Here is a 20,575-nt window from a genome sequence, read left to right as displayed (position 1 = left end):
GTCCCGCCGAGGCGTCCCGTCAAGCAGACGGCCCCGGGCCGGAGGGAGCTCCCTCCGGCCCGGGGCCGCTGTCATGGCCGCGTGGGCTCAGCCCACCGACGGCAGGTGGTGCAGGGCGTTGGTCACCCCGCCGCCCAGCGAGGTGGCCAGGGCGTTCACGCCGCTCAGGTCGGGCAGGCTGCTCAGCCGGTGGGTGGCGCTGGTGGCCTGGCCCGCCAGGGCGGTCAGATGGGCGGCGTCCACGGCCTCGGCGGGGTGCGTCAGGTCGGCGGCGGGCACCGCGTGGGTCAGTTGGTCGGCGGCGGTCAGGTGACCGGCCAGCCCGTGGGTGGCGGGCGCCACGTCGGCCAGCGTGGCGGTGCTGGGCACCGCCTGGGTGAGCTGCTGGGTGCTGGGCGTCGAGGACAGGTCACCGGCGGGCAGCGCGCCGGTCAGGTGGTCGGGGTTCGGCAGCGCGCTGACCAGGCGGTCCTGGGTGGGCAGCTGGGTGGTCAGGCCGCTGGCGGCCGGGACCTGCTGGGTCAGGTGGTGGGCGGCGCCGAGCGGGTTGCTCAGGGCGTCGCCGCTCACCAGCTTGTCGACGCCCGTGACGCTGGGCATCGCGGGGGCGTGCGGTGTCACCGGCTGGCCGACGCCGAGCGGCATCGAGCGCGGCGCGGCGCCGGGCAGCAGGTGGCCCAGCGGGGTCAGCCGGGACACCTTGCCCAGGGTGTCGGCCAGCGGGCCGCTGCCGTTGGTGGTGGCGTTGGTGAGGGCCGTGCCGGGGTCGGCCACGGTCCGGGCGGCGTCCTCGGTGCTGGGCAGGGTCTGGGCGGCCGCCATGCCGGCGAGGTCGGCCGTCGCCGGGAGGGCGGTGGCGGCCAGCACCGAGCCGGTCTTGCCGAGCGCCTGGCCGACCTGGTGGGCTTCCCCCTTGACGGTCGAGGACGAGGTGATGCCGTCCAGCTTGCTGATGCCGGCGCCGAGGTCGGTGCCCTTGGGCATCAGGTCGGCTGCGGACGCCGCCCCGGCGGCGGCCAGCGGGGTCGCCCCGGCGGCGACCAGCAGCGCGGCCCGCGCGATCCGGCGGGAGAGGGGGAGGGACATGGTGCTCCTAAACGAGTGACGGGACGACAGTCCGCCGGGGCGGACGCCGTGGATACCGCGTCAGGAGCGAGAAGGTTTCGCGGGGCGTGCCAGGGTTCACCCGCCGGAGGGGCATCCGGGTGAACCCTTGTCGTTTCCGGTTGACGGCCCGTCAACGGACGGGCCGTCGGCGGGTCACTTCTTGGCGTTGGGCATGCCCATGGTGATCAGTACCTTGTCGGTGCCGGCCCCGTTCGCCTGGCTCTGCCAGCCGGAGGCCGAGGAGTCCACCCGCCAGATCTTGCCGTCGTAGCGGACCGTGCCGATGCCCACCTCCTCGGCGTTCGCCACCGCCCACTGGGCCACCGCCCAGCCGCTCTGCCGCTGGGCATCGGCGCCGGTGTCGGTGTTGGCCGCCGGGTCCGGGGTGAGCGCCAGCGCGGTGCCGGCCACCTTGGGGTCGGCCGCGCCGGCCGGCGCCGGGCCGAGGGTGACGGTGCGTCCGAACTCCGCCCGCAGCCGGTCGGTCAGCTGCTGCTGGCCGGTCAGCGAGGTCTGGGCGACCGGGGTCGCCGCGTCGGTGGCGGCGCTGCTCGGGCTGGTCAGCAGGGCCGGGTCGATCTGCAGGAACTGGTGCACCGTGCAGCTGAACGCGCCCGGCGCGCGCCCGGTCAGCGCCTCGGCCAGCGCGGTGGCGTGCGACTCGTGCTTCGCGTAGGCACCGGGGTAGGCGCTGTGCTGCACCGCCTGGGCCGCGTCGGTGAGCGACATCCGGGCGTAGCCCTGCACCTTGACCAGGGCGTCCAGGAACTTGTTGGTCGCGTAGACCGGGTCCTGGATCTGCTGGGCGGTGCCCCAGCCCTGCGAGGGCCGCTGCTGGAAGAGGCCGACCGAGTCGCGGTCGCCGCCGTCCAGGTTGCGCAGCTTGGACTCCTGCAGCGCGGTGGCCAGCGCGATGGTCAGGGCGCGCTCCGGCAGGCCGCGGGAGATGCTGACGGCCGCGATGGTGGCCGCGTTCTCCCCCTGGTCGAGGTCCATGGTGATCGGCTTGCCGCCGGCCGGGGTGACCTCGCAGCCCTCGGCGCTGGCCGCGTTGTGGCTGCGGCTCCACAGCACCAGGCCCGCGACCACCGCTCCGATCACCAGCAGCGAGACCAGCACCCAGCGCAGCGGCCGTCGCCGGCGGCCACCGGCCGCCTCCTCCTCCATGGCCACTGCGGCCCCTCTCACCTCGGGATGTCTGAAGGTCACCGTATCCATCCGATGCCTGGTCGGACGACAGTGCGGTCCCCACTGGTTGCGTCCGCCTCCTGAGCCGGTGGTCACATAGGCTTGCGGCCATGACGAGCCAGCCCGGTACCAGCGCCCCCGCCCGCCTCGATCTGACCCTGGACGGCGGGGCCCTGACCGCCCGGCTGGTCGACCAGCCCTCGGTCAGCGGCGACGAGCGGGAGCTGACCGACCTGGTGGAGCAGGCGCTGCGGGAGCTGCCGCACCTGACCGTCGAGCGGTTCGGCAACAACGTGGTGGCCCGCACCGAGCTGGGCCGGGCCGAGCGGGTGGTGCTGGCCGGCCACCTGGACACCGTGCCGATCGCCGACAACCTGCCGTCCCGGGTCGAGGGCGATCTGCTGTGGGGCTGCGGCACCAGCGACATGAAGTCCGGGGTGGCGGTGCAGCTGCGCCTCGCCGCCACGCTGCCGGCGCCCAACCGCGACCTGACCTTCGTCTTCTACGACTGCGAGGAGGTCGAGGCCTCCCGCAACGGCCTGGGCCGGCTGGCGGCCGCCCACCCGGAGTGGCTCAAGGCCGACTTCGCGGTGCTGATGGAGCCCAGCGGCGCGATGGTGGAGGGCGGCTGCCAGGGCACCCTGCGGGTGAAGGTCCGGCTGACCGGGGTCCGCGCCCACGCGGCCCGCAGCTGGCTCGGCGACAACGCCATCCACCACGCCGCCGAGGTGCTCGGCCGGCTCGCCGCCTACCAGCCGCGCACCGTGCTGATCGACGGGCTGGAGTACCGGGAGGGACTCAACGCGGTGGACATCCGCGGCGGGGTGGCCGGCAACGTGATCCCCGACGAGTGCGTGGTGACCGTCAACTTCCGCTACGCGCCGGACCGCAGCCCCGAGCAGGCCGAGGCCCATGTGCGCGAGGTGTTCGCCGGCCTCCCGGTCGAGGTGACCGACTCCGCCCCGGGCGCGCTGCCCGGCCTGGACCGTCCGGCCGCCCGGGCCTTCCTGGCCGCCACCGGTGGCCAGGCGCGGGCCAAGTTCGGCTGGACCGACGTGGCCCGGTTCAGCGCGCTGGGCGTGCCCGCCGTCAACTACGGCCCCGGCGATCCGAACCTGGCGCACAAGCGGGACGAGCACTGCTCGCTGACCGCGATCGCCGAGTGCGAGCAGCGGCTGCGGGACTGGTTGACGGGCCCCGTCGAGTCCAACGAGTAAGGATCGTTTCGCCGGTCGGTCATCCGAATGTTCCCCGTGCGCCACGGGTGGCGGGCGTACAGTTTCGTCATGACAGGGACATCAGCGCAGAACGGCGCAGACGGACGGCGCTTCGGCCACGGGCCGGAGCTGGTGGACGAGCCCGCGGCGGCGGCCGAGCCGGGGAAGAAGGCCTGGCCGGAGAAGCGGAAGGGCCCGGTGCTGCTGCGCCGGGACCAGGTCGAGCCGAGCACCACCGACCAGCGGCTGCTGGACACCACCGGGCCCACCGACTGGCTGCACACCGACCCCTGGCGGGTCTGGCGGATCACCTCGGAGTTCGTCGAGGGTTTCGGCGCGCTCGCCGAACTCCCACCCGCGGTCAGCGTGTTCGGTTCGGCCCGGACCGGGGTCGACTCCGCGGACTACAAGGCCGGGGTGGCGATCGGCCGGGCCCTGGCCGAAGCCGGCTACGCGGTGATCACCGGTGGTGGGCCCGGCGCGATGGAGGCGGCCAACCGCGGCGCTTCGGAGGCTGGCGGGCTGAGCGTCGGCCTGGGCATCGAGCTGCCGTTCGAGCAGGGGCTCAACGAGTTCGTCGACCTCGGGCTGAACTTCCGTTACTTCTTCGTCCGCAAGACCATGTTCGTCAAGTACGCGCAGGGCTTCGTGGTGCTGCCCGGCGGGCTCGGCACGCTGGACGAGCTGTTCGAGGCGCTGACCCTGGTGCAGACCAAGAAGGTCACCCGGTTCCCGGTGATCCTCTTCGGCAGCGCCTACTGGAGCGGCCTGGTGGACTGGCTCCGCGACACCCTGGTGGCCCAGGGCAAGGCCTCGCCGGCCGACCTGGAGCTGTTCCAGGTGACCGACGAGGTCGACGAGGTGCTGCGGATCCTGGCGGACAGCCGCAGGCCCAACGGCACCGAGATCTGACCGGGGCTCCGAGCGCCGGTCAGGCCAGTCCGCGGCGGGCGACGGCGGGCTGCCGGGTGCCCTGGATCGAGGCGACCATGTCCAGCACCTGGCGGGTCTCGGCGACCTGGTGCACCCGGTAGATCCGGGCGCCCAGCCACGCCGAGACCGCCGTGGTGGCCAGGGTGCCGAGCAGCCGCTCGTTCACCGGCTTGTCCAGGGTCTCGCCGACGAAGTCCTTGTTGGAGAGCGAGACCAGCACCGGGAACCCGGTGGCGGTCATCTCCGGCAGCCGCCGGGTGGCCTCCAGCGAGTGCCGGGTGTTCTTGCCGAAGTCGTGCCCCGGGTCGATGATCAGGGCGTCCCGCCGCACCCCGAGCGCGGCGGCCCGCTCGGCCAGCCCCACCGTGACGTCGAGGATGTCCGCCATCACGTCCTCGTAGCCGGTCCGGTGCGGCCGGGTGCGCGGCTCGGCGCCGCCGGCGTGCGTGCAGACCAGGCCCACGCCGCGCTTGGCGGCGACCTCGGCGAGGCGCGGATCGGCCCCGCCCCACGCGTCGTTGAGCAGGTCGGCGCCCACCTCGCAGACCGCGTCGCCCACCTCGTGGCGCCAGGTGTCCACGCTGATCACCACGTCCGGGTGGCGCTCGCGCAGCGCCGCGACGAACGGGACGGTGCGGCGCAGCTCCTCCTCGACCGTCACCTCCTCGCCCGGCCCGGCCTTCACCCCGCCGATGTCCAGGATCCTGGCGCCCTCGGCCACCGCCCGGTCGGCGGCGGCGAACGCGGCCTCGTCGGCGAACGTCGCGCCGCGGTCGAAGAAGGAGTCCGGGGTACGGTTGACGATGGCCATGACGACCAGTTCATCCGCACCGAACTCACACGGTCCCAGGCGCAGTGCCACCCCTTGCTCCTCACGCTCTCGCCGACCGGTGCAGCCGGTGTCTCAGTCAGGTCTCGCAGGTATCGATCCGGGGGTGCCCTGGTGCGATGATGGGGCCCCGGCCGTCCCCGGGATCCATGATCCCTCACATGGCCGCATACTCACGTCTCGGGAGGACAGCTCGTGTTCTGGGTGATCGTGGTGGCGATGACCGTGGTGGTCGGCGGCGCCGCGCTGGTGGCGCTGGGCGGCGGGGGCTCGCTGCCGGAGGCCGTGCACGACCGGATCGCGGCCCGGCTGCCGCAGGAGCGCCCGCTCACCCGGACCGACGTGGACGAGATCCGGCTGCCGATGGCGGTGCGCGGCTACCGGATGGACGAGGTGGACGACGTGCTGGACCGCCTCGGCGCCGAACTCGCCTACCGGGACACCCGGATCGCCGAGCTGGAGGCGGCGGTCGCGGCCGCCGCGCCGGGCGCCGGGGCGGTCGACGACGCGCCCGGCCCCGTGGAGCAGAAGTGAGCGCCCTGGTGACCGGCCCCGACGGTCTGCTGCGCTGCCCGTGGGGCGGTGGGGCCGACGACTACCGGGAGTACCACGACACCGAGTGGGGCCGTCCGGTGCACGGCGAGGATCCGCTGTTCGAGCGGATCTGCCTGGAGGCCTTCCAGTCCGGGCTCTCCTGGATAACTATCCTGCGCCGCCGCGAGGGGTTCCGGGCCGCCTTCGCCGGCTTCCGGATCGCCGAGGTGGCCCGGTTCACCGAGCAGGACGCGGCCCGGCTGCTGGCCGACCCGGGCATCATCCGCAACCGGGCCAAGATCGAGGCCTCGATCGCCAACGCCCGGGCCGCCGAAGCCCTGGCCGGCGGCCTGGACGCGCTGGTCTGGCGGTTCGCCGGCGACCCGGACCGCCCCGCCCCGCGCACCCCGGCCGAGGTGCCGGCCGTCACGCCGGAGTCCACCGCGCTGGCCAAGGAGCTGAAGCGCAACGGCTTCCGGTTCGTCGGTCCGACCACCGCCTATGCGCTGATGCAGGCCTGCGGCCTGGTCAACGACCATCTGGCGGGCTGCCACGTGCGCCAGATGATCGGTTGACGGACCGTCAGCGGCCGACGTACTTCGGCCGCTCCTTGGCGATGAAGGCGCGCACCGCGATCCGGTGGTCCTCGCTGGCCCCGGCCAGGGTCTGCAGCTCGTCCTCCTTGTCCAGGGTCTCGCTCAGCGTGTGGCTGGCGCCGAAGTCCAGCGCGGTCTTGATGGCGCCGTAGGCGACGGTCGGGCCGTTCGCCAGCTGCTGGGCGAACTCCCGTGCGATGGCCGCGAGTTCGGCGGTGGGCACGACCCGGGTGGCGAGTCCGAGGGTGAGCGCTTCGGCCGCCTTGACGGTGCGCGGGAACATCAGCAGCTCGGTCGCCCGGGCGTGCCCGACCAGCCGCGGCAGGGTCCAGGAGGCGCCCGAGTCGGCGGTCAGCGCGACCCCGGCGAACGAGGTGTTGAAGCCCGCGGTGTTGGCCACGATCCGGAAGTCGCAGGCGAAGGCGAGCGAGGCGCCGGCGCCGGCGGCCACCGCGTTGACCGCGGCCACCGTGGGCTTGCGCATCCCGGCGAGCGCCCGCACCAGCGGGTTGTAGTGCTCGGCCACCGTCTTCAGCGGCGCCTCTCCGGTCTCCTCGGCCCGCTTCAGCAGCCCCAGGTGCTCCTTGAGGTCCTGGCCGACGCAGAACGCCTTGTCGCCCGCGCCGGCGAGCAGCACCGCGCGGACCTCGGGGTCGGTCGCGGCCTCGGTCACGATGTCCCGCAGCGCCACCTTGGTCGGCACGTCGAGCGCGTTCATCGCGTCCGGCCGGTTGATGGTGATCACGGCGAGCGCGCCGTCGCGCTCGTAGAGGACGGAATCGGACATGGGTGAGAGCTCCCAATCGGTCGGTACACCACGGACCCGAGTCAGCATGCCGGAGCGCGGCGAGCTGCGGGAGTGTGAGGTAGCGCACCTTTGCCGGGACTTGCGCGGACCGGGCCCGGCACCTTCGCACCGGCCTCGGGAGGGCGGGCTCGGGTAGGCGGGGAAGGGCAACTGAGGGCTCTTCGCCCGGTCGGGTGATGGGGCGTCTGGGACTGGTTCGGACGGCCCGTGCCGGTGCGGCGGCGGGTGCGGATTGCGTGACGTTGGTCATCGGGGCGCCGTATGCGGGATAATGGCTTCCGATCAAAGCGTTCGATACCAGTGGTGGACGGACCGCTGGTACCTAGCTGAGCGGCTGCAGGAAGGGGAACGAGCATGGCGGCCATGAAGCCGCGGACGGGTGACGGCCCGCTGGAGGTCACCAAGGAGGGGCGGGGCATCATCATGCGAGTTCCGCTCGAAGGCGGCGGTCGCCTGGTGGTGGAGCTCACTCCGGACGAGGCGAGCGCCCTTGGCGAAGCTCTGAAGCAGGCCTGCGGCTGACTCCCGGCGCGATCTGCCCCGAGGCCCGGCACCGACCCCTGCGGTCGGTCCGGGCCTCGGGCGTTCCACCTCGCGCGGTGCGGCTCAGCGCTTGACCGCGCAGAGCAGGCCGTCGCTGATCGGCAGCAGGGCGGGCAGCAGCAGGTCGCTCTCCCGGACCGCCTGCACCAGTTCGCGCATCGCGCCGGTCTCCGGATCGTCCAGCGCCGGATCGGTCAGCCGGCCCTGCTGGAACACCCCCTCGAAGCAGACCACCCCACCGGGACGCAGTAGCCGCAACGATTCTGCGAGGTACGAGTACGACTCCGCGGCGTCCCCGTCGCAGAACACCAGGTCGTACTGGCCGTCGGCGAGGCGCGGCAGCACCTCCAGGGCCCGGCCGGGTATGAACCGCGCCCGGTTGGCGGCGAAGCCCGCCGCCAGGTACGCCTCCCGGGCCAGATCCTGGCGGATCGGCTCCGGGTCGACGGTGGTCAGGATGCCGTCCGCGCGCATGCCGCGCAGCAGGTACAGCCCGGACACCCCGGTGCCGGTGCCGATCTCGGCCACCGCCTTGGCGCCCAGCGTGGCGGCCAGCAGCCGCAGGCAGGCGCCGCCGCTGGGGCTGACCGAGGTGATGCCGGTGCGAGCCGCCTGCGACCGGGCGTAGGTCAGCACGGCGTCCTCGCCGACGTAGGTGTCGGCGAGGGTCGCAGCCGTGGGCCCGAAGTCGATGATCTGTGTCCTGGTGGGTAGGGGCGCTACCGGATGTCGATATTTCCTGGCACAGATTACTGGCCGGGTGGGAACCGCGCCCGACGGCGGGCCGTTGGACTGCGTGAACGGTTCTCGGTGGAAGAACACACTTTTATCCGGAACTGACGGGTGAGGTGGATATGGTGGTGGCCTTGCTGGGCAGAAGAGCCAACCGAGGAGGTGTGGCCGAGGGCGACGTCCCTGTGCGGCGGCAACACCGCACCTTCGCGTCGGCCCGTACGCCGAAGCCCGTGATGAACCAGTCTGCGCACGCTCCCCTGGACCCCTCGTTCGACGCCGCCGCCGAGTCCGCCGAGACCTCGGCCCCCGCCGCGCTCGCGACCTTCAATGAGGGACCGGGCGGGCAAGGCTGGACGCCGCCCAGCTGGGAGGAGATCGTCGAGGCGCACAGCGCCCGGGTCTACCGCCTGGCCTACCGGTTGACGGGCAATCAGCACGACGCCGAGGACCTCACCCAGGAGGTCTTCGTCCGGGTCTTCCGGTCGCTCTCCACCTACACCCCCGGCACCTTCGAGGGCTGGCTGCACCGGATCACCACCAACCTCTTCCTGGACATGGTCCGCCGCCGGCAGCGGATCCGGTTCGACGCGCTCGCCGAGGACGCCGCCGAGCGGCTGGCCAGCCGTGAGCCCAGCCCGGCCCAGGCGTTCAGTGACACCCACTTCGACGCCGACATCCAGCAGGCGCTGGACACCCTGGCCCCCGAGTTCCGTGCCGCCGTGGTGCTGTGCGACATCGAGGGGCTGTCCTACGAGGAGATCGCCGCCACCCTGGGCGTCAAGCTCGGCACCGTGCGCAGCCGGATCCACCGGGGCCGCTCGCACCTGCGGGCCGCCCTCAAGCACCGGGCCCCGGGCGCCGCGCCCGGCCGGATCCGGCGCGGTGGCTCCAGTGCGGAGCTGGAGCCGGTGCCGGTGGGGGCGGTGGCCGCCGAAGCGGCCGCCGGACTGCCGGGCGGGAGCGGACGGAGGCGATCGTGAGCGGGGCAGGCCGGTCCGAGGCCAGGCGTGCGGCGTCCAGCCGGGCGGACGACGGGATCGCACAGCTGCCGGGGCTCCGTCCGATAGCGGTCCGACAGCCGGAGTCGGCCGGGGAGCACCATCTCGGCGATCGGCTCACCGCCTATCTGGACGGTGAGCTGGGCCATGATGCCCGCGAGCGGGTGCAGGCCCACCTGGCCACCTGTCCGCAGTGCCTGGCCGAGGCCGACGCGGCGCGCGGGATCAAGCAGCTGCTCACCCGCACCGAGGCACCCGGCCCGTCCGGGGCGCTGATGGCCCGGCTGCTGGCGGTCGCCGCCCTGCCGGACGACGACGTTCCCCCAGCCTCCCAGGGCCCCGGGGGCGGCGCGCCCGCCGCCGAGGAACCCCTCACCGAGCCGAGCGGGCCGACGCTCGGCGGCAGTCGGCTGACCGGCGGCTCGTTCGGTCGCGGTGCCTCCTTCGGCGGCAACGCACTCGGCGCCGGCGCGCCGCTGCCGCCGGCCGACCCTCGGGCCCACCAGGGCGGGAGGTTCGGCGACGTGCGGCTGTGGAGCGGGCGGCGCGGCACCGGCGAGGGCCCGGCGGTCGCCGAGCGCCGGCGTCCGGCCGCGGTGCTGCCGTTCACCCGCCCGGCGGTGCCGCGCGGGCGGCGGCTGGTGGTCGCGGCCGCCGGCGCCTTCTCGGTCGCGGCGGTGACCCTGGGCGGCTTCGGCAGCCTCGGCCTGGCCGCGGTGGCGGGGGACAGCCCGGTGGACGACCAGCACGGGACGGCCGTCAATCCGCAGGTGCCGGGGGGCAACACTCCGGTGCTGCCGGTGAACGAGCCGATGTCGGTCGACTTCCCGTCCCACTCGCACATCGGCCATCCGTATGACCTGGTGACCTCCATCCCCACCGGCGGGGCGGCCAATCCGGTGGTGAACGGCCACCAGCTGCCGTAGGCGGCGGGGCCCGGGATCTCGGGGTGCCCGGCGGACGGTTCCCGCCGGGCACCCCGATCGCCATCCCGAGGATTCATCGCCCCGTGGCCTGACAACGGCCGGCGGCCATTACCCTGTAGAGACCGGCGTCGCGGGCCGAGCCGGGTCAGACTGCCGGCACCTGGGAGCTCACGTGTTCTTCGACATAGGCCCACTTGAGATGATCACGCTGGTCGTGATGGCGGTCATCATCTTCGGGCCGGACAAGCTGCCCAAGCTGATCCAGGACAGCGTGGGGTTCATCCGCAAGATCCGCTCGTTCGCGGACGGCGCCAAGGCGGACATCCGCAAGGAGCTCGGCCCGGAGTTCAAGGACTTCGAGTTCGAGGACCTCAACCCGAAGACCTTCGTGCGCAAGAACCTGATCGGCGACGGCGCCGACCCGCTGGGCTTCAAGGAGATCAACGACAGCCTGGGGATCGACACCCTCCGCCAGGAGCTGGACGTGCGGTCGGTGCTCGACGACAAGCCGGCCACCCCGCTCGGGACCAAGCCGCTGGCCGCCGCGGGCGGCCACCGGGCCGCTCCGGACACCGGGACGCCGCTGGCCGCCGGCGAGCGCGCGCCGTTCGACCCCGACGCCACCTGACCCGCTCGGACCCACGACACCCCGCCCGGCCACCGGCCCGGCGGGGTGTCGCCGTGTCACGCCGCTATTGTGCTGATGGTTCGACAATTCGCTGAGGAGGTCCCGGATGGACACGTCCAGTGCTCAGACGGCCGGTCCGGCCGCCACGGCTACCGCCCAGGCGGCCGAGGTGCCCGGTCGGCGCACCGCCGAGCCCGCCGACCCGCTGGCGCCGTACCAGGCCGCCGACTTCCCCTGGTACGGCCTGGACGAGGGCTGGACCGGCCGCCGCTGGCTGCTCCAGGCGGGCGCCGGCGGCATCCGCCCCGGGCAGCCGCGCACCATCGACTACGGCTCGCTGGGCCACGGCGAGGAGCCGCCGCGCCAGCAGGAGACGCACGGCAACCGCCGGTTCGCGGTGGTGGTGACGGTCGCCCACCGCCCCGGCCGGCGCAGCGCGGACGGCACCGGGCTGCTGGAGGCGACCTCCGCCTCCTCGGCCGCCTGGCTGGCCGGCTCCGGCCTGCTCGGCTCGACCTGGCCCGGGCAGCTGGACCGGGCCCGCCGCCAGGAGTGGCTGGACCAGCAGACCGCCCTGGCCTGGGACCTGGCCGACGACCTCGGCGGCGCCGGCTGGTCCCCGCTGACCCTGCCGGTCAACGGCCTGCCCCAGCCGTTCCGCTACCGCGAGTCGGCGTACGGCTGGGTGCTGGCCGGCGAGGCCCCCGGCGTGCTGCTCGGCGCCTACGGCCGCGGCGTCAGCGCCTACGGCATGGGCTTCAGCGTGGTTCAGGACCTGGCGGCCTACCTCAAGGGCTGAGGGGGCGCCAGGTCCTGAGGGGGCGTCAGGTTCAGAACTTGTTCTTCGGCGTCAGCCCGAGGGACAGGCCGGCCAGGCCGCGCTGGCGGCCGCCCAGCTTGCCGGCCACGGTGCGCAGGGCGGCGCCGGCCGGGGAGTCGGGGGCGGCCAGCACGACGGGCTTGCCGTCGTCGCCGCCCTCGCGCAGCCGGACGTCGATCGGGATGTTGCCGAGCACCGGGACGGTGGCGCCGGTGGCCCGGGTCAGCGCGTCGGCCACGGTCTGACCGCCGCCGGTGCCGAAGACGTCCACCATCTCGTCGCAGTGCGGGCAGGGCATGCCGGACATGTTCTCGATCACGCCGACGATCTTCTGGTGGGTCTGCAGCGCGATGGTGCCGGCCCGCTCGGCCACCTCGGCGGCGGCCTGCTGCGGGGTGGTGACGATCAGGATCTCGGCGTTCGGCACCAGCTGGGCCACCGAGATCGCGATGTCGCCGGTGCCGGGCGGCAGGTCGAGCAGCAGCACGTCCAGGTCGCCCCAGTAGACGTCGGCCAGGAACTGCTGCAGCGCGCGGTGCAGCATCGGGCCGCGCCACACCACCGGGGCGTTGCCCGGGGTGAACATGCCGATCGAGATCACCTTCACGCCGTTCGCCGACGGCGGCATGATCATGTCCTCGACCTGGGTCGGACGGCCCTCGACGCCCAGCATCCGCGGCACGCTGTGGCCGTAGATGTCGGCGTCCACCACGGCGACCTTCAGGCCGTCGGCGGCCATCGCGGCGGCCAGGTTGACGGTCACCGAGGACTTGCCCACCCCGCCCTTGCCGGACGCCACCGCGTAGACCCGGGTCAGCGTGTTCGGCTTGGCGAACGGGATCTCCCGCTCGGGCGCACCGCCGCGCAGCAGCTGGGAGAGCTCCTTGCGCTGCTGCTCGCTCATCACGTCGAGCTCGACCTCGACGGTGGCCACGCCCGGGATCCGGCCGACCGCGGTCTTCACCCGGTCGACGATGGTCTCGCGCATCGGGCAGCCGGAGACGGTCAGGTAGACGGCGACCTTGACCGCACCCTGATCGCCGAGCTCCACGGATTTCACCATGCCGAGATCGGTGATCGGGCGGTTGATCTCCGGGTCCTGCACGGTCGACAGCGCCTTGCGGACGGACTCCTCCGTCACGCCGGTCGCGACCTCAGTCTCATTGGCCATGCCTTGATGGTACGGCGCGTCGCCGGGCCGACCGACTGGCCGGTAGCGTGCCGCGGATCACAGCAGGTCGGCCGCCTCCCGGCGCTCGTCCAGCTCCTTGAGCAGGCCCTGCAGCTCCGAGCGGACGAAGTCCCGGGTGGCCACCTCGCCCAGGCCCTGGCGCAGCGCGGCCACCTCCCGGGTGAGGTACTCGGTGTCGGCGATGCTGCGCTCGGCGCGGGCCCGGTCCTGCTCCATGTTGACCCGGTCCCGGTCGTCCTGGCGGTTCTGCGCCAGCAGGATCAGCGGGGCGGCGTAGGAGGCCTGCAGCGAGAGCACCAGGGTGAGGAAGATGAACGGATAGTCGTCGAAGTGCACGCTCGACGGCAGCATCGTGTTCCAGATGACCCAGACGATGATCACCACCGTCATCCAGACGATGAACCGCCCGGTGCCGAGGAAGCGGGCGATCCGTTCGGAGAGCCGGCCGAAGGCCTCCGGGTCGTAGTTGGGCAGTGCCAGCAGCGGGGCCTTGCCGGTGCGCGGCTGGTCCAGCCGGGCCCGCACCGCGGTGCCGTGCGCGGTCTCGGCGCGCTGCTTGCCGCCGCCCTCCCGGCCGCGCGGCTCGCGCAGTTGCCGCAGCTCGCCCTGGAGGCGCTGGCGCAGCCCGTCGTCGTTGCCGTCCCGGCCGCTCCGGCCGCGTTTGCCGCGGTCAGCGTCCACGGTGCGCCTCGCTCTCGTGCTCGACAGTGCTGTCCCCTGTGGGGCCGTTCTCGCCACCGTGCAGGGCGGCCTCGCGCCAGTCCTCGGGCAGCAGGTGGTCCAGGACGTCGTCCACGGTGACCGCGCCCAGCAGGTGGTCGGCCTCGTCGACCACCGGTGCCGCGACCAGGTTGTAGGTCGCCAGATAACTGGTGATCAGCGGCAGCGGGGTGTCCGGCGGCAGCGGGTCGAGGTCGTCGTCCAGCAGCGAGCCGAGCAGCGTGAAGGGCGGCTCGCGCAGCAGCCGCTGGAAGTGCACGGTGCCCAGGTACTTGCCGGTGGGCGTCTCGTTCGGCGGCCGGCAGACGTAGACCTGGGCGGCCAGCGCCGGCTTGTGGTCGCGGACCCGGACCCGGGCCAGCGCCTCGGCGACCGTGGCGTCCGGCTCCAGGATGATCGGCTCGGTGGTCATCAGACCACCGGCGGTGTTCTCCTCGTAGGAGAGCAGCCGGCGCACCGGCTCCGCCTCGTCCGGCTCCATCAGCTGGAGCAGCCGCTCGGCCTCGTCGCCGGGCAGTTCGGAGAGCAGGTCGGCGGCGTCGTCCGGGTCCATCGCCTCCAGCACGTCGGCGGCCCGCTCGTCCTGCAGCTTGCCGAGGATCTCCACCTGGTCGTCCTCGGGCAGCTCCTCCAGCACGTCTGCCAGCCGCTCGTCGTCCAGCGCGGCCGCCACCTCGGCCCGCCGCTTGGCCGACAGGTGGTGCATCATGCTCGCCAGGTCGGCCGGGCGCAGCTGCTCGAAGGTGGCCAGCAGATTGGCCGCGCCCTGCCCCTCCTCGGCCAGCGTGAAGCCGGTGACCGCGGACCAGTCCAGGGTGACGGTCTCGCCGCGGGACTTGCGCAGCCGGCCGGGCTTGCCGCGCTGCACGAAGACCTTGCTGACCTCCCACTCGCGCAGCCGGGTCGACACCATGCCCACGTCCAGCACGGTGACCTCGGCGCCGGTGGCGGTCTCGGTGACCCGGCGGTCCAGCAGCTCGGCCAGCACGAGGGTCTCGGTCGGCCGCTGCTCGAAGCGGCGCATGTTGATCACGCCGGTGGTCAGCACCTGGCCGGACTCCAGGCTGGTGACCCGGGTCATCGGCAGGAAGATCCGCCGCCGGCCCACCACTTCGACCACCAGGCCGAGCACCCGCGGCGGGCGGGCGCCGATCCGCAGCGCCACCACCACATCGCGCACCCGGCCGACCTGGTCGCCGTTGGGGTCGAAGACGGAGACCCCCGCCAGATGGGAGATGAAGACCCGGCTGCCTGGACCTGCCATGGACTTCCTTCCGCTCGTGATTCCGGGCCAGGCTATCGAACGGATGACGGCCGGGCTTGCCGCCGCCCTCCGACCGCCCCGTACGCTGTGCCGCATGGACGGGACCACCGCGACTGCTGACCACTTCCTCGACCAGGCGCTGCTGGAGGAGGCGGTGAAGAAGTCGGGGCTGCTCTGGGTGCGGCCGGAGGGTGTCACCGAGAGCCGTCCGCTCTGGCACGCCTGGTACGACGGCGCGGTGGTGCTGGTCGGCGGAGGCGCCGAGCAGCCGCTGCACGGGCTGCGGGGCGGTGCCGGTGCCGCGGTCACCGTGCGCAGCAAGGACAAGTGGGGGCGGCTGGTCGGGTTCCAGGCCCGGGTGACCGTGCTGGAGCCGCGCGGCGAGGCCTGGCAGGGCGCGGTGGAGGAGCTCAAGGGCAAGCGGCTGAACGCGCCGGACACCGACACCATCACGGACCGCTGGGCGGCCGAGTGCCAGGTGCTGCGGCTGGAGCCGGTGGGCGGGCTCAGCGAACGCCCCGGCGCGATGCCGGACGGCTCGCACAGCGCCGAGCCGATGCCCAGCCCGGCCACCACCCGGCGGCCGATCCCGGCCGGGCTGCCGAAGCTGGTGCTGGGCCGACGGCGCCGACGTGGCTGACGGTTCGTCGTCCCTCACCCGGCGCGAGCCCGCCGTCCGGGAGACCGCCGCACCGGCCGGCGCCGCCCTGCCCGCCGCCGACCTGCTGCTGCTCGCCGTTTCGATCGCCGGCATCTCCTTCTCCGCACCGCTGATCAGCGCCACCGCCGCACCGGCCCTGGCCATCGCCTGCTGGCGCAACGTCATGTCGGTCGGCGTGCTGGGTCCCTACGCGCTGCTGCGGCACCGCTCCGAACTGCGCGGCATCGGCCGGCGGGAGCTGCTGCTGGCGGTGGCCGCCGGGGTGCTGCTGGCGGCGCACTTCGCGCTCTGGATGCCCAGCCTGCGGATGACCTCGGTGGCCTCGGCCACCGCGCTGGTCACCACCACCCCGCTCTGGGCCATCCTGATCATGCGGCTCACCGGGCACCGGGCGCCACGGCTGGTCTGGCTGGGCACGGCCACCGCCTTCGCCGGGGTGCTGGTGCTCACCGGTGTCGACCTGGGCCTGTCCACCCGGGCGCTGCTCGGCGACGGACTGGCGCTGGCCGCCGGGCTGGCCGCGGCCGGCTACATGCTGCTGGGCGCGGAAGTCCGACGGACCGTCAGCACCACCGCCTACACCCTGGTCTGCTACACGACCACCGCCCTGGTACTGCTGGCGCTCTGCCTGGCCACCGGCACCCGGCTCAGCGGCTGGTCGGCCACCGCCTGGTGGCAGATCGGCCTGCTCATGGTGGTCGCCCAACTGCTCGGGCACTCGCTGAGCAACCGGGTGGTGCGCACCCTGGGGGCCTCGGTGACCTCCACCGCGATCCTGCTGGAGACCCCGGGCGCGACCCTGATCGCCGCGCTCTGGCTGCGCCAGCTGCCGCCGGCCGCCTCCTGGCCGGCGCTGCTGCTGATCCTGGCCGGGCTGGGACTGGTGATACGCGGGGAGCGGCGCTGACCGGCCGTTTCCGGGGCCCAGCGGCTACCGGCGGGTAGGCTCGCGGGTATGGCTGCCTCCGACTTCCCGCTGTTCGGCGAACCTTCCTCGGCGCCGCACGACCCTCCCCCAGCCTTCGGCCGGGAGGTGCCCCCACCGGGACCGAGCCGGGCCGGGGTGCTGACCGCCGTCGAGGCCCGGCTGCTGACCACCTTCGGCGAACCGAGCGGTCGGGCCGCGATCACCTTCCTGGGCGCCGAGAAGATCGAGGTGCTGCGGTTCGGTCCGGACGCCGACGGCCTGGTCCGCTACGCGACCCTCGGCATGGCCGCCGCGCCGATGGCCGACCCGACCGCGGTGCTGGCCGACCCGGTGCGCGGTCCCCGCGTCGAGCTGCTGCTCACCCTGCGCGACGGGCGCGACGAGGTGCTCCGGGCGCTGGCGGTCTTCGCGGCCACCCCGCAGGTGGAGGGCCTGGTGGTGGCGCCCGGCAGTTCGCTGGACCTGGGGGAGCCGCTCTGGCCGGGCGCGCCGTTCACCTCGGTGCTGGCGGGCGAGGGCGGCGGCCTGGTGGCGGACCTGGAACTGCCCGAGCCCGCCGAGGCGGTGCGGTTCCTGCCGCTGCTGCCGATGACGCCCAACGAGGCCGCGCACAAGCGGGTGCGCGGGGCCGCCGAGCTGCAGGAGCGCTGGCTGGCCCACGGCACGGACCTGCGCGATCCGCAGCGCCGCGGGGTCTCGCTGGACTGAGCCGGGCCGAAGACCGGGTGAGCGTCAGCCGGTGATCGGCTTGGCGCCGGTGGCCTGGTCGAGCAGCGCCTGGAAGGCCTCCGGCTCGGTGGTGAAGGCGCCCAGGCCCACCGTCTTGCGGGAGCCGTGGTAGTCGCTGGAGCCGGTGCGGAACAGCCCGAGGCCGGCGGCCAGTTCGCGCAGCCGGGCGCGAGTCGCCTCGTCGTGGTCCACGTGGTCCACCTCGAGCCCGCCCAGCCCGGCGGCCGCGAGCTCGGCGATCACCTGCTCGGAGACGGTCCGGCCGCGCTTGACCGCGCCCGGGTGGGCGAAGACCGGCACCCCGCCGGCGGCCCGGACCAGCCGGACCGCCTCAAACGGGTCGGTCTCGTGCTTGGGCACGTCGGCCCGGCCGCCGTTGGCCAGCCACTCGGCGGTGAAGGCATCCGAGACGGTGGCCACCACGCCCGCCTCCACCAGCGCGCTGGCGATGTGCGGACGGCCCACCGAGCCCGCCCCGGCGATCCGCTGCACCTGCTCCCAGGTGATCGGCGCGCCGAGCGCCCGGCACTTGTCGACCACCGCGCGCCCGCGCCGGAACCGGTCGGTGCGCACCAGTTCGCGCTCGGCGGCGAAGGCCCGCTCGGTCGGGTCGAAGAGGTAGGCCAGCAGGTGCATGCTGATCCCCTCGACCCGGCAGGACAGCTCCGCGCCCGGCACCAGGGTCAGCCGGGTGCCGGCCGGCAGCGCCCGCACCGCCGCGGCCGCCTCCTCGTACCCGGCCACGGTGTCGTGGTCGGTCAGCGCCACCACGTCCAGGCCGGCCGCGACCGCGGCGGCGACCAGCTCGGCCGGGGTGTCCGTTCCGTCGGAGGCGTTGCTGTGGGCGTGCAGGTCGATGCGCACGGGCTGGCTCCTGACGGACGAGGCCTTGGGCTGGAGCGGCCCAGGATAGTGGCGGGTGGGCCCCGACCGGCAGGCCGGCCGCCGGCTCGGCGGCCGGGGAGGGGCGTCAGCCGAGCAGGCGGGGGGAGAGCGCCCCGCAGGGCAGCAGCTCCAGCTCGGCTCCGGCGTCCCGCAGATCGGTGAGGACCAGCTCGTCGTACATCAGCAGCGCCGACTGCTCGGGCCAGGCGATCGCCCAGATCCAGAGGCCGCGGGCCTCGCCGACATAGACCGCGCGGTCGTCCGGGGCGCCCTGCACGTGCCACATCGGGGTCGGGCGCCCGGCGGCCAGCAGCTTGGTGTCGGCCGGCCGGTCCAGTGCGATGGCCTCGCCCGGATCCGGGCCCTTGAGCCCCGCGTAGCGTGCGCCGAGGCCGACGCCCAGCTCCTCGGCCACCAGCACCAGTTCGCCGAAGCCGCCCAGCGGGGCCGGCCCCGAGCAGGCCACCGCCGTGGCCCGGGCGCCGGAGAGATCGTCACCAGCGTGCGCGATGCCGGTGTAGAGCCAGCTCACCGGGAGCGGCCAGGGCAGCCAGACCGGGACCTCGGACCGGGCCACCGCCACCCCCAGGGCCTCCACACTCGGGGGCAGTACCGGCTGCATCGGGTGGACGGCGCCATGCGTTTCGCACTGCCAGGTGTCGGAGAAGAGACCGGGCGCGCGCACCCGACCGGCGCACCTCGGGCAACTTGGCTCGCCCCTCATAACTGCCAACGCTCCTCCCTCCGGACCGCCGCGTCAAGGACGATCACCCGTACGGAGTGCGTTGTCCGGGCCGCCGGCTGTCCGGCGCTTGGGGGTCCCTCCCGGCCGCAGCCGGACGAGGGTGAGACGGCGGGCCCCGCTAGGGCATGTCCCGCCCGACTCGACGGCAAACGTCGGCCGCGCGTCCTGGGGGCGCGCGGCCGATGCCGACGCCCCGCCGACCACAGGGGGTTGACGGGGCGTCAGTGGGCGTCGATGCCTGAACGGACCGGACGTAGCGTCAGACGGTCGGGCACGGACGGATGTAGAGGCGCTCGCCGGTCCGGGCAGCGTCTTCCACCAGTCGGCGGACGGTCTCGGCGTCGGCGATCTGCCGATCGATGGCCGAGCCCTGCTGGTCGTCCAGGTGGAGGATCTCGAAACGCATGGGCCTCTCCTCTTCTAGGCCTCGGGCAGCCCGAGGCGCTGGGGATGGTGCTCCCTCGTTCATCAGTGGGTGACAGTGGGTTCAACCGCGCCAGTGCGGCCATTCATTCCCGGTCTGAATCAAATATTACCGGAACTAATGAATTTTTCCTCGGAAGCGGCTCAACTGTTGCTCAGTGTTCATGAGGTGGCGCCGTGACTGACGGCAGGTCAGGTCGGCTTTGCGGCAGGTCGAACCGGCTCGCGTCAGCCCAGCGAGCTCCAGAACTCCGCCAGCAGCGCCGCTGTCTCGGTCGGCCGCTCGGCGTTGGGGGAGTGGTCGGCGCCCTCGACCATCCGGTACACCGCGCCCAGCCGCTCGGCGGTGGCGGCCTGCTCGGCTACCGGCCAGGCGTAGTCGGTGGCCCCGGAGATCGCCAGCTTGGGCAGCGCCGTCGCGGCCAGCTCCGCCGTCCGGTCCGGCTCGCCGAGCAGCCGCTCGCCCATCGCCTGCAGCGCCTGCGGCACATTGGCCAGCCAGCGGCGGTGCAGGAACTCGGCGACCTCCGGCTCGTGCTGCGGTGCGGCCGGCCCGTCCAGCTGCCGCATCAGCTGCCAGATGGTCTCCAGGTCCAGGCCGTCCAGCGCGTCCAGCAGCATCTTGGTGCGGGCCGCCTCGGCCGGGTCGATCGGGCCGGGGCCGGTCGAGAGCAGGGTGAGCGAGGCCCAGGGCAGCGGGCCGGCGGGGGCCGACAGCATGGCCTCGCGGGCCACGAAACCGCCGAACGAGTGGGCCAGCAGGTGCAACGGCCCGGCGGGCGCCAGCGCCTCGGTGACGGCGGTCAGGTCGCGACCCAGCTCCGGTAGGGCGTAGGCATCGCGATCAGCCGGGCCACCGGTCTCGTACTGCCCGCGCTGGTCCAGCGCCACGGTGCGGAACCCGGCGGCGGCCAGCGGCTCCAGGAGGGCGATGAAGTCCTCCTTGCTCCCGGTGAACCCCGGCACCAGCAGCGCCGTGCCGCGCACCGCCCCGCTCGGCTCACCGCGCAGCACCGCGAACTCCCCGCGCGCCGTCGCCAGCCGACCGGCACTCGCGCAGGCCGGCAGGGTGAGGAAGGGCGGGGTGCTCATCGGTACGGCTCCTACTCACGTGCGCGGGTCGGCTCGCTGCTGAGCCTAGGTGGTGCGGTCCCACGGCTGCCAGG

General features: G+C 73.8%; 23 protein-coding genes and 1 pseudogene. 12 read left to right on the top strand and 12 right to left on the bottom strand.

Annotated features, from left to right (window positions below; translation table 11 throughout):
• Positions 1-840: 840 nt before the first annotated feature.
• Both P3T35_RS18770 and P3T35_RS18765 read right to left on the bottom strand, forming a co-directional pair.
• Positions 841-1,086: pseudogene (locus P3T35_RS18770) on the bottom strand (ATP-binding protein); the annotation flags it as partial.
• Between the two features lie 174 nt (positions 1,087-1,260).
• Complete coding sequence (locus tag P3T35_RS18765; RefSeq protein ID WP_280706865.1) at positions 1,261-2,295, bottom strand: hypothetical protein; 1,035 nt, start codon at positions 2,293-2,295, stop codon at positions 1,261-1,263.
• 110 nt (positions 2,296-2,405) lie between these two features.
• On the opposite strand from P3T35_RS18765, the gene dapE reads away from it, so the two are divergent.
• Positions 2,406-3,512 (top strand): succinyl-diaminopimelate desuccinylase, encoded by a 1,107-nt coding sequence (gene dapE / locus P3T35_RS18760; protein ID WP_101382076.1) that lies wholly within the window; start codon positions 2,406-2,408, stop codon positions 3,510-3,512.
• A gap of 69 nt (positions 3,513-3,581) precedes the next feature.
• Positions 3,582-4,424: a TIGR00730 family Rossman fold protein gene (locus tag P3T35_RS18755; protein WP_101385238.1), complete on the top strand. Its 843-nt coding sequence runs from the start codon at positions 3,582-3,584 to the stop codon at positions 4,422-4,424.
• A gap of 19 nt (positions 4,425-4,443) precedes the next feature.
• On the opposite strand, the gene folP is transcribed toward P3T35_RS18755, so the two are convergent.
• The gene (folP, locus tag P3T35_RS18750; RefSeq protein ID WP_101385239.1) at positions 4,444-5,256 is read right to left on the bottom strand and encodes a dihydropteroate synthase; all 813 of its coding nucleotides are present in this window, start codon (positions 5,254-5,256) and stop codon (positions 4,444-4,446) included.
• A 213-nt stretch (positions 5,257-5,469) separates the two neighbouring features.
• Here folP and P3T35_RS18745 point away from each other — a divergent pair, with 213 nt between their 5' ends.
• Complete coding sequence (locus tag P3T35_RS18745; protein ID WP_101382077.1) at positions 5,470-5,808, top strand: DivIVA domain-containing protein; 339 nt, start codon at positions 5,470-5,472, stop codon at positions 5,806-5,808.
• The gene (locus P3T35_RS18740; RefSeq protein WP_101382078.1) at positions 5,805-6,383 is read left to right on the top strand and encodes a DNA-3-methyladenine glycosylase I; all 579 of its coding nucleotides are present in this window, start codon (positions 5,805-5,807) and stop codon (positions 6,381-6,383) included. Before P3T35_RS18745 ends, P3T35_RS18740 begins: the two co-directional genes overlap by 4 nt.
• Positions 6,384-6,390: 7 nt before the next feature.
• On the opposite strand, the gene P3T35_RS18735 is transcribed toward P3T35_RS18740, so the two are convergent.
• On the bottom strand, positions 6,391-7,191 hold the full coding sequence (locus tag P3T35_RS18735) for an enoyl-CoA hydratase-related protein (protein ID WP_101382079.1): 801 nt from the start codon (positions 7,189-7,191) through the stop codon (positions 6,391-6,393).
• A gap of 375 nt (positions 7,192-7,566) precedes the next feature.
• Here P3T35_RS18735 and P3T35_RS18730 point away from each other — a divergent pair, with 375 nt between their 5' ends.
• Positions 7,567-7,734: a DUF3117 domain-containing protein gene (locus tag P3T35_RS18730; RefSeq protein WP_083976644.1), complete on the top strand. Its 168-nt coding sequence runs from the start codon at positions 7,567-7,569 to the stop codon at positions 7,732-7,734.
• A gap of 84 nt (positions 7,735-7,818) precedes the next feature.
• Here P3T35_RS18730 and P3T35_RS18725 read toward each other — a convergent pair whose 3' ends face one another.
• Complete coding sequence (locus P3T35_RS18725; protein ID WP_101385240.1) at positions 7,819-8,451, bottom strand: O-methyltransferase; 633 nt, start codon at positions 8,449-8,451, stop codon at positions 7,819-7,821.
• A gap of 272 nt (positions 8,452-8,723) precedes the next feature.
• Here P3T35_RS18725 and sigE point away from each other — a divergent pair, with 272 nt between their 5' ends.
• The 4 genes from sigE (at position 8,724) to P3T35_RS18705 (ending at position 11,841) form a co-directional block, all read left to right on the top strand.
• Entirely contained in the window at positions 8,724-9,470 is a 747-nt protein-coding gene (sigE, locus tag P3T35_RS18720; protein WP_101385241.1) for an RNA polymerase sigma factor SigE, read from the top strand.
• The gene (locus tag P3T35_RS18715) at positions 9,467-10,414 is read left to right on the top strand and encodes a zf-HC2 domain-containing protein (protein ID WP_280706858.1); all 948 of its coding nucleotides are present in this window, start codon (positions 9,467-9,469) and stop codon (positions 10,412-10,414) included. Before sigE ends, P3T35_RS18715 begins: the two co-directional genes overlap by 4 nt.
• A 172-nt stretch (positions 10,415-10,586) precedes the next feature.
• Complete coding sequence (locus P3T35_RS18710) at positions 10,587-11,042, top strand: sec-independent translocase (protein ID WP_101382080.1); 456 nt, start codon at positions 10,587-10,589, stop codon at positions 11,040-11,042.
• Positions 11,043-11,148: 106 nt separating this feature from the next.
• Positions 11,149-11,841 (top strand): hypothetical protein, encoded by a 693-nt coding sequence (locus P3T35_RS18705; protein WP_101382081.1) that lies wholly within the window; start codon positions 11,149-11,151, stop codon positions 11,839-11,841.
• A 31-nt stretch (positions 11,842-11,872) separates the two neighbouring features.
• Here P3T35_RS18705 and P3T35_RS18700 read toward each other — a convergent pair whose 3' ends face one another.
• The 3 genes from P3T35_RS18700 to P3T35_RS18690 form a co-directional block, all read right to left on the bottom strand.
• Positions 11,873-13,033: an Mrp/NBP35 family ATP-binding protein gene (locus tag P3T35_RS18700; RefSeq protein ID WP_101382082.1), complete on the bottom strand. Its 1,161-nt coding sequence runs from the start codon at positions 13,031-13,033 to the stop codon at positions 11,873-11,875.
• 57 nt (positions 13,034-13,090) lie between these two features.
• Complete coding sequence (locus P3T35_RS18695; RefSeq protein ID WP_228718679.1) at positions 13,091-13,579, bottom strand: DUF1003 domain-containing protein; 489 nt, start codon at positions 13,577-13,579, stop codon at positions 13,091-13,093.
• Positions 13,580-13,724: 145 nt separating this feature from the next.
• Entirely contained in the window at positions 13,725-15,038 is a 1,314-nt protein-coding gene (locus P3T35_RS18690; RefSeq protein ID WP_101382083.1) for a CBS domain-containing protein, read from the bottom strand.
• A 94-nt stretch (positions 15,039-15,132) separates the two neighbouring features.
• Between P3T35_RS18690 and P3T35_RS18685 the strand changes: the two genes are divergently transcribed.
• The 3 genes from P3T35_RS18685 to P3T35_RS18675 all read left to right on the top strand — a co-directional run bounded on the left by P3T35_RS18685 (position 15,133) and on the right by P3T35_RS18675 (position 17,335).
• A complete protein-coding gene (locus P3T35_RS18685) occupies positions 15,133-15,678 on the top strand; it encodes a hypothetical protein (RefSeq protein ID WP_101385243.1) in 546 nt (181 codons plus the stop codon).
• 67 nt (positions 15,679-15,745) lie between these two features.
• Entirely contained in the window at positions 15,746-16,606 is an 861-nt protein-coding gene (locus P3T35_RS18680) for a DMT family transporter (RefSeq protein WP_280706930.1), read from the top strand.
• A 48-nt stretch (positions 16,607-16,654) separates the two neighbouring features.
• A complete protein-coding gene (locus P3T35_RS18675; protein WP_101382085.1) occupies positions 16,655-17,335 on the top strand; it encodes a suppressor of fused domain protein in 681 nt (226 codons plus the stop codon).
• Between the two features lie 24 nt (positions 17,336-17,359).
• Here the strand turns inward: P3T35_RS18675 and P3T35_RS18670 are convergent, their stop codons facing one another.
• The 4 genes from P3T35_RS18670 to P3T35_RS18655 all read right to left on the bottom strand — a co-directional run bounded on the left by P3T35_RS18670 (position 17,360) and on the right by P3T35_RS18655 (position 20,501).
• The gene (locus P3T35_RS18670; RefSeq protein ID WP_101382086.1) at positions 17,360-18,220 is read right to left on the bottom strand and encodes a PHP domain-containing protein; all 861 of its coding nucleotides are present in this window, start codon (positions 18,218-18,220) and stop codon (positions 17,360-17,362) included.
• A gap of 106 nt (positions 18,221-18,326) precedes the next feature.
• A complete protein-coding gene (locus P3T35_RS18665) occupies positions 18,327-18,965 on the bottom strand; it encodes a DUF6758 family protein (RefSeq protein ID WP_101382087.1) in 639 nt (212 codons plus the stop codon).
• Between the two features lie 280 nt (positions 18,966-19,245).
• Entirely contained in the window at positions 19,246-19,392 is a 147-nt protein-coding gene (locus P3T35_RS18660; RefSeq protein ID WP_180356573.1) for a hypothetical protein, read from the bottom strand.
• A gap of 245 nt (positions 19,393-19,637) precedes the next feature.
• Positions 19,638-20,501 carry an alpha/beta hydrolase gene (locus P3T35_RS18655; protein ID WP_101382088.1) on the bottom strand — a complete coding sequence of 288 codons (864 nt, stop codon included), beginning with the start codon at positions 20,499-20,501 and terminating at the stop codon, positions 19,638-19,640.
• Between the last annotated feature and the right edge of the window lie 74 nt (positions 20,502-20,575).

The organism is Kitasatospora sp. GP30 (assembly GCF_029892145.1).
GTDB classification, from domain to species: domain Bacteria; phylum Actinomycetota; class Actinomycetes; order Streptomycetales; family Streptomycetaceae; genus Kitasatospora; species Kitasatospora acidiphila.
Note: the sequence above shows the minus strand (reverse complement) of the source record. Positions and strands in the feature narration are given on the sequence as shown.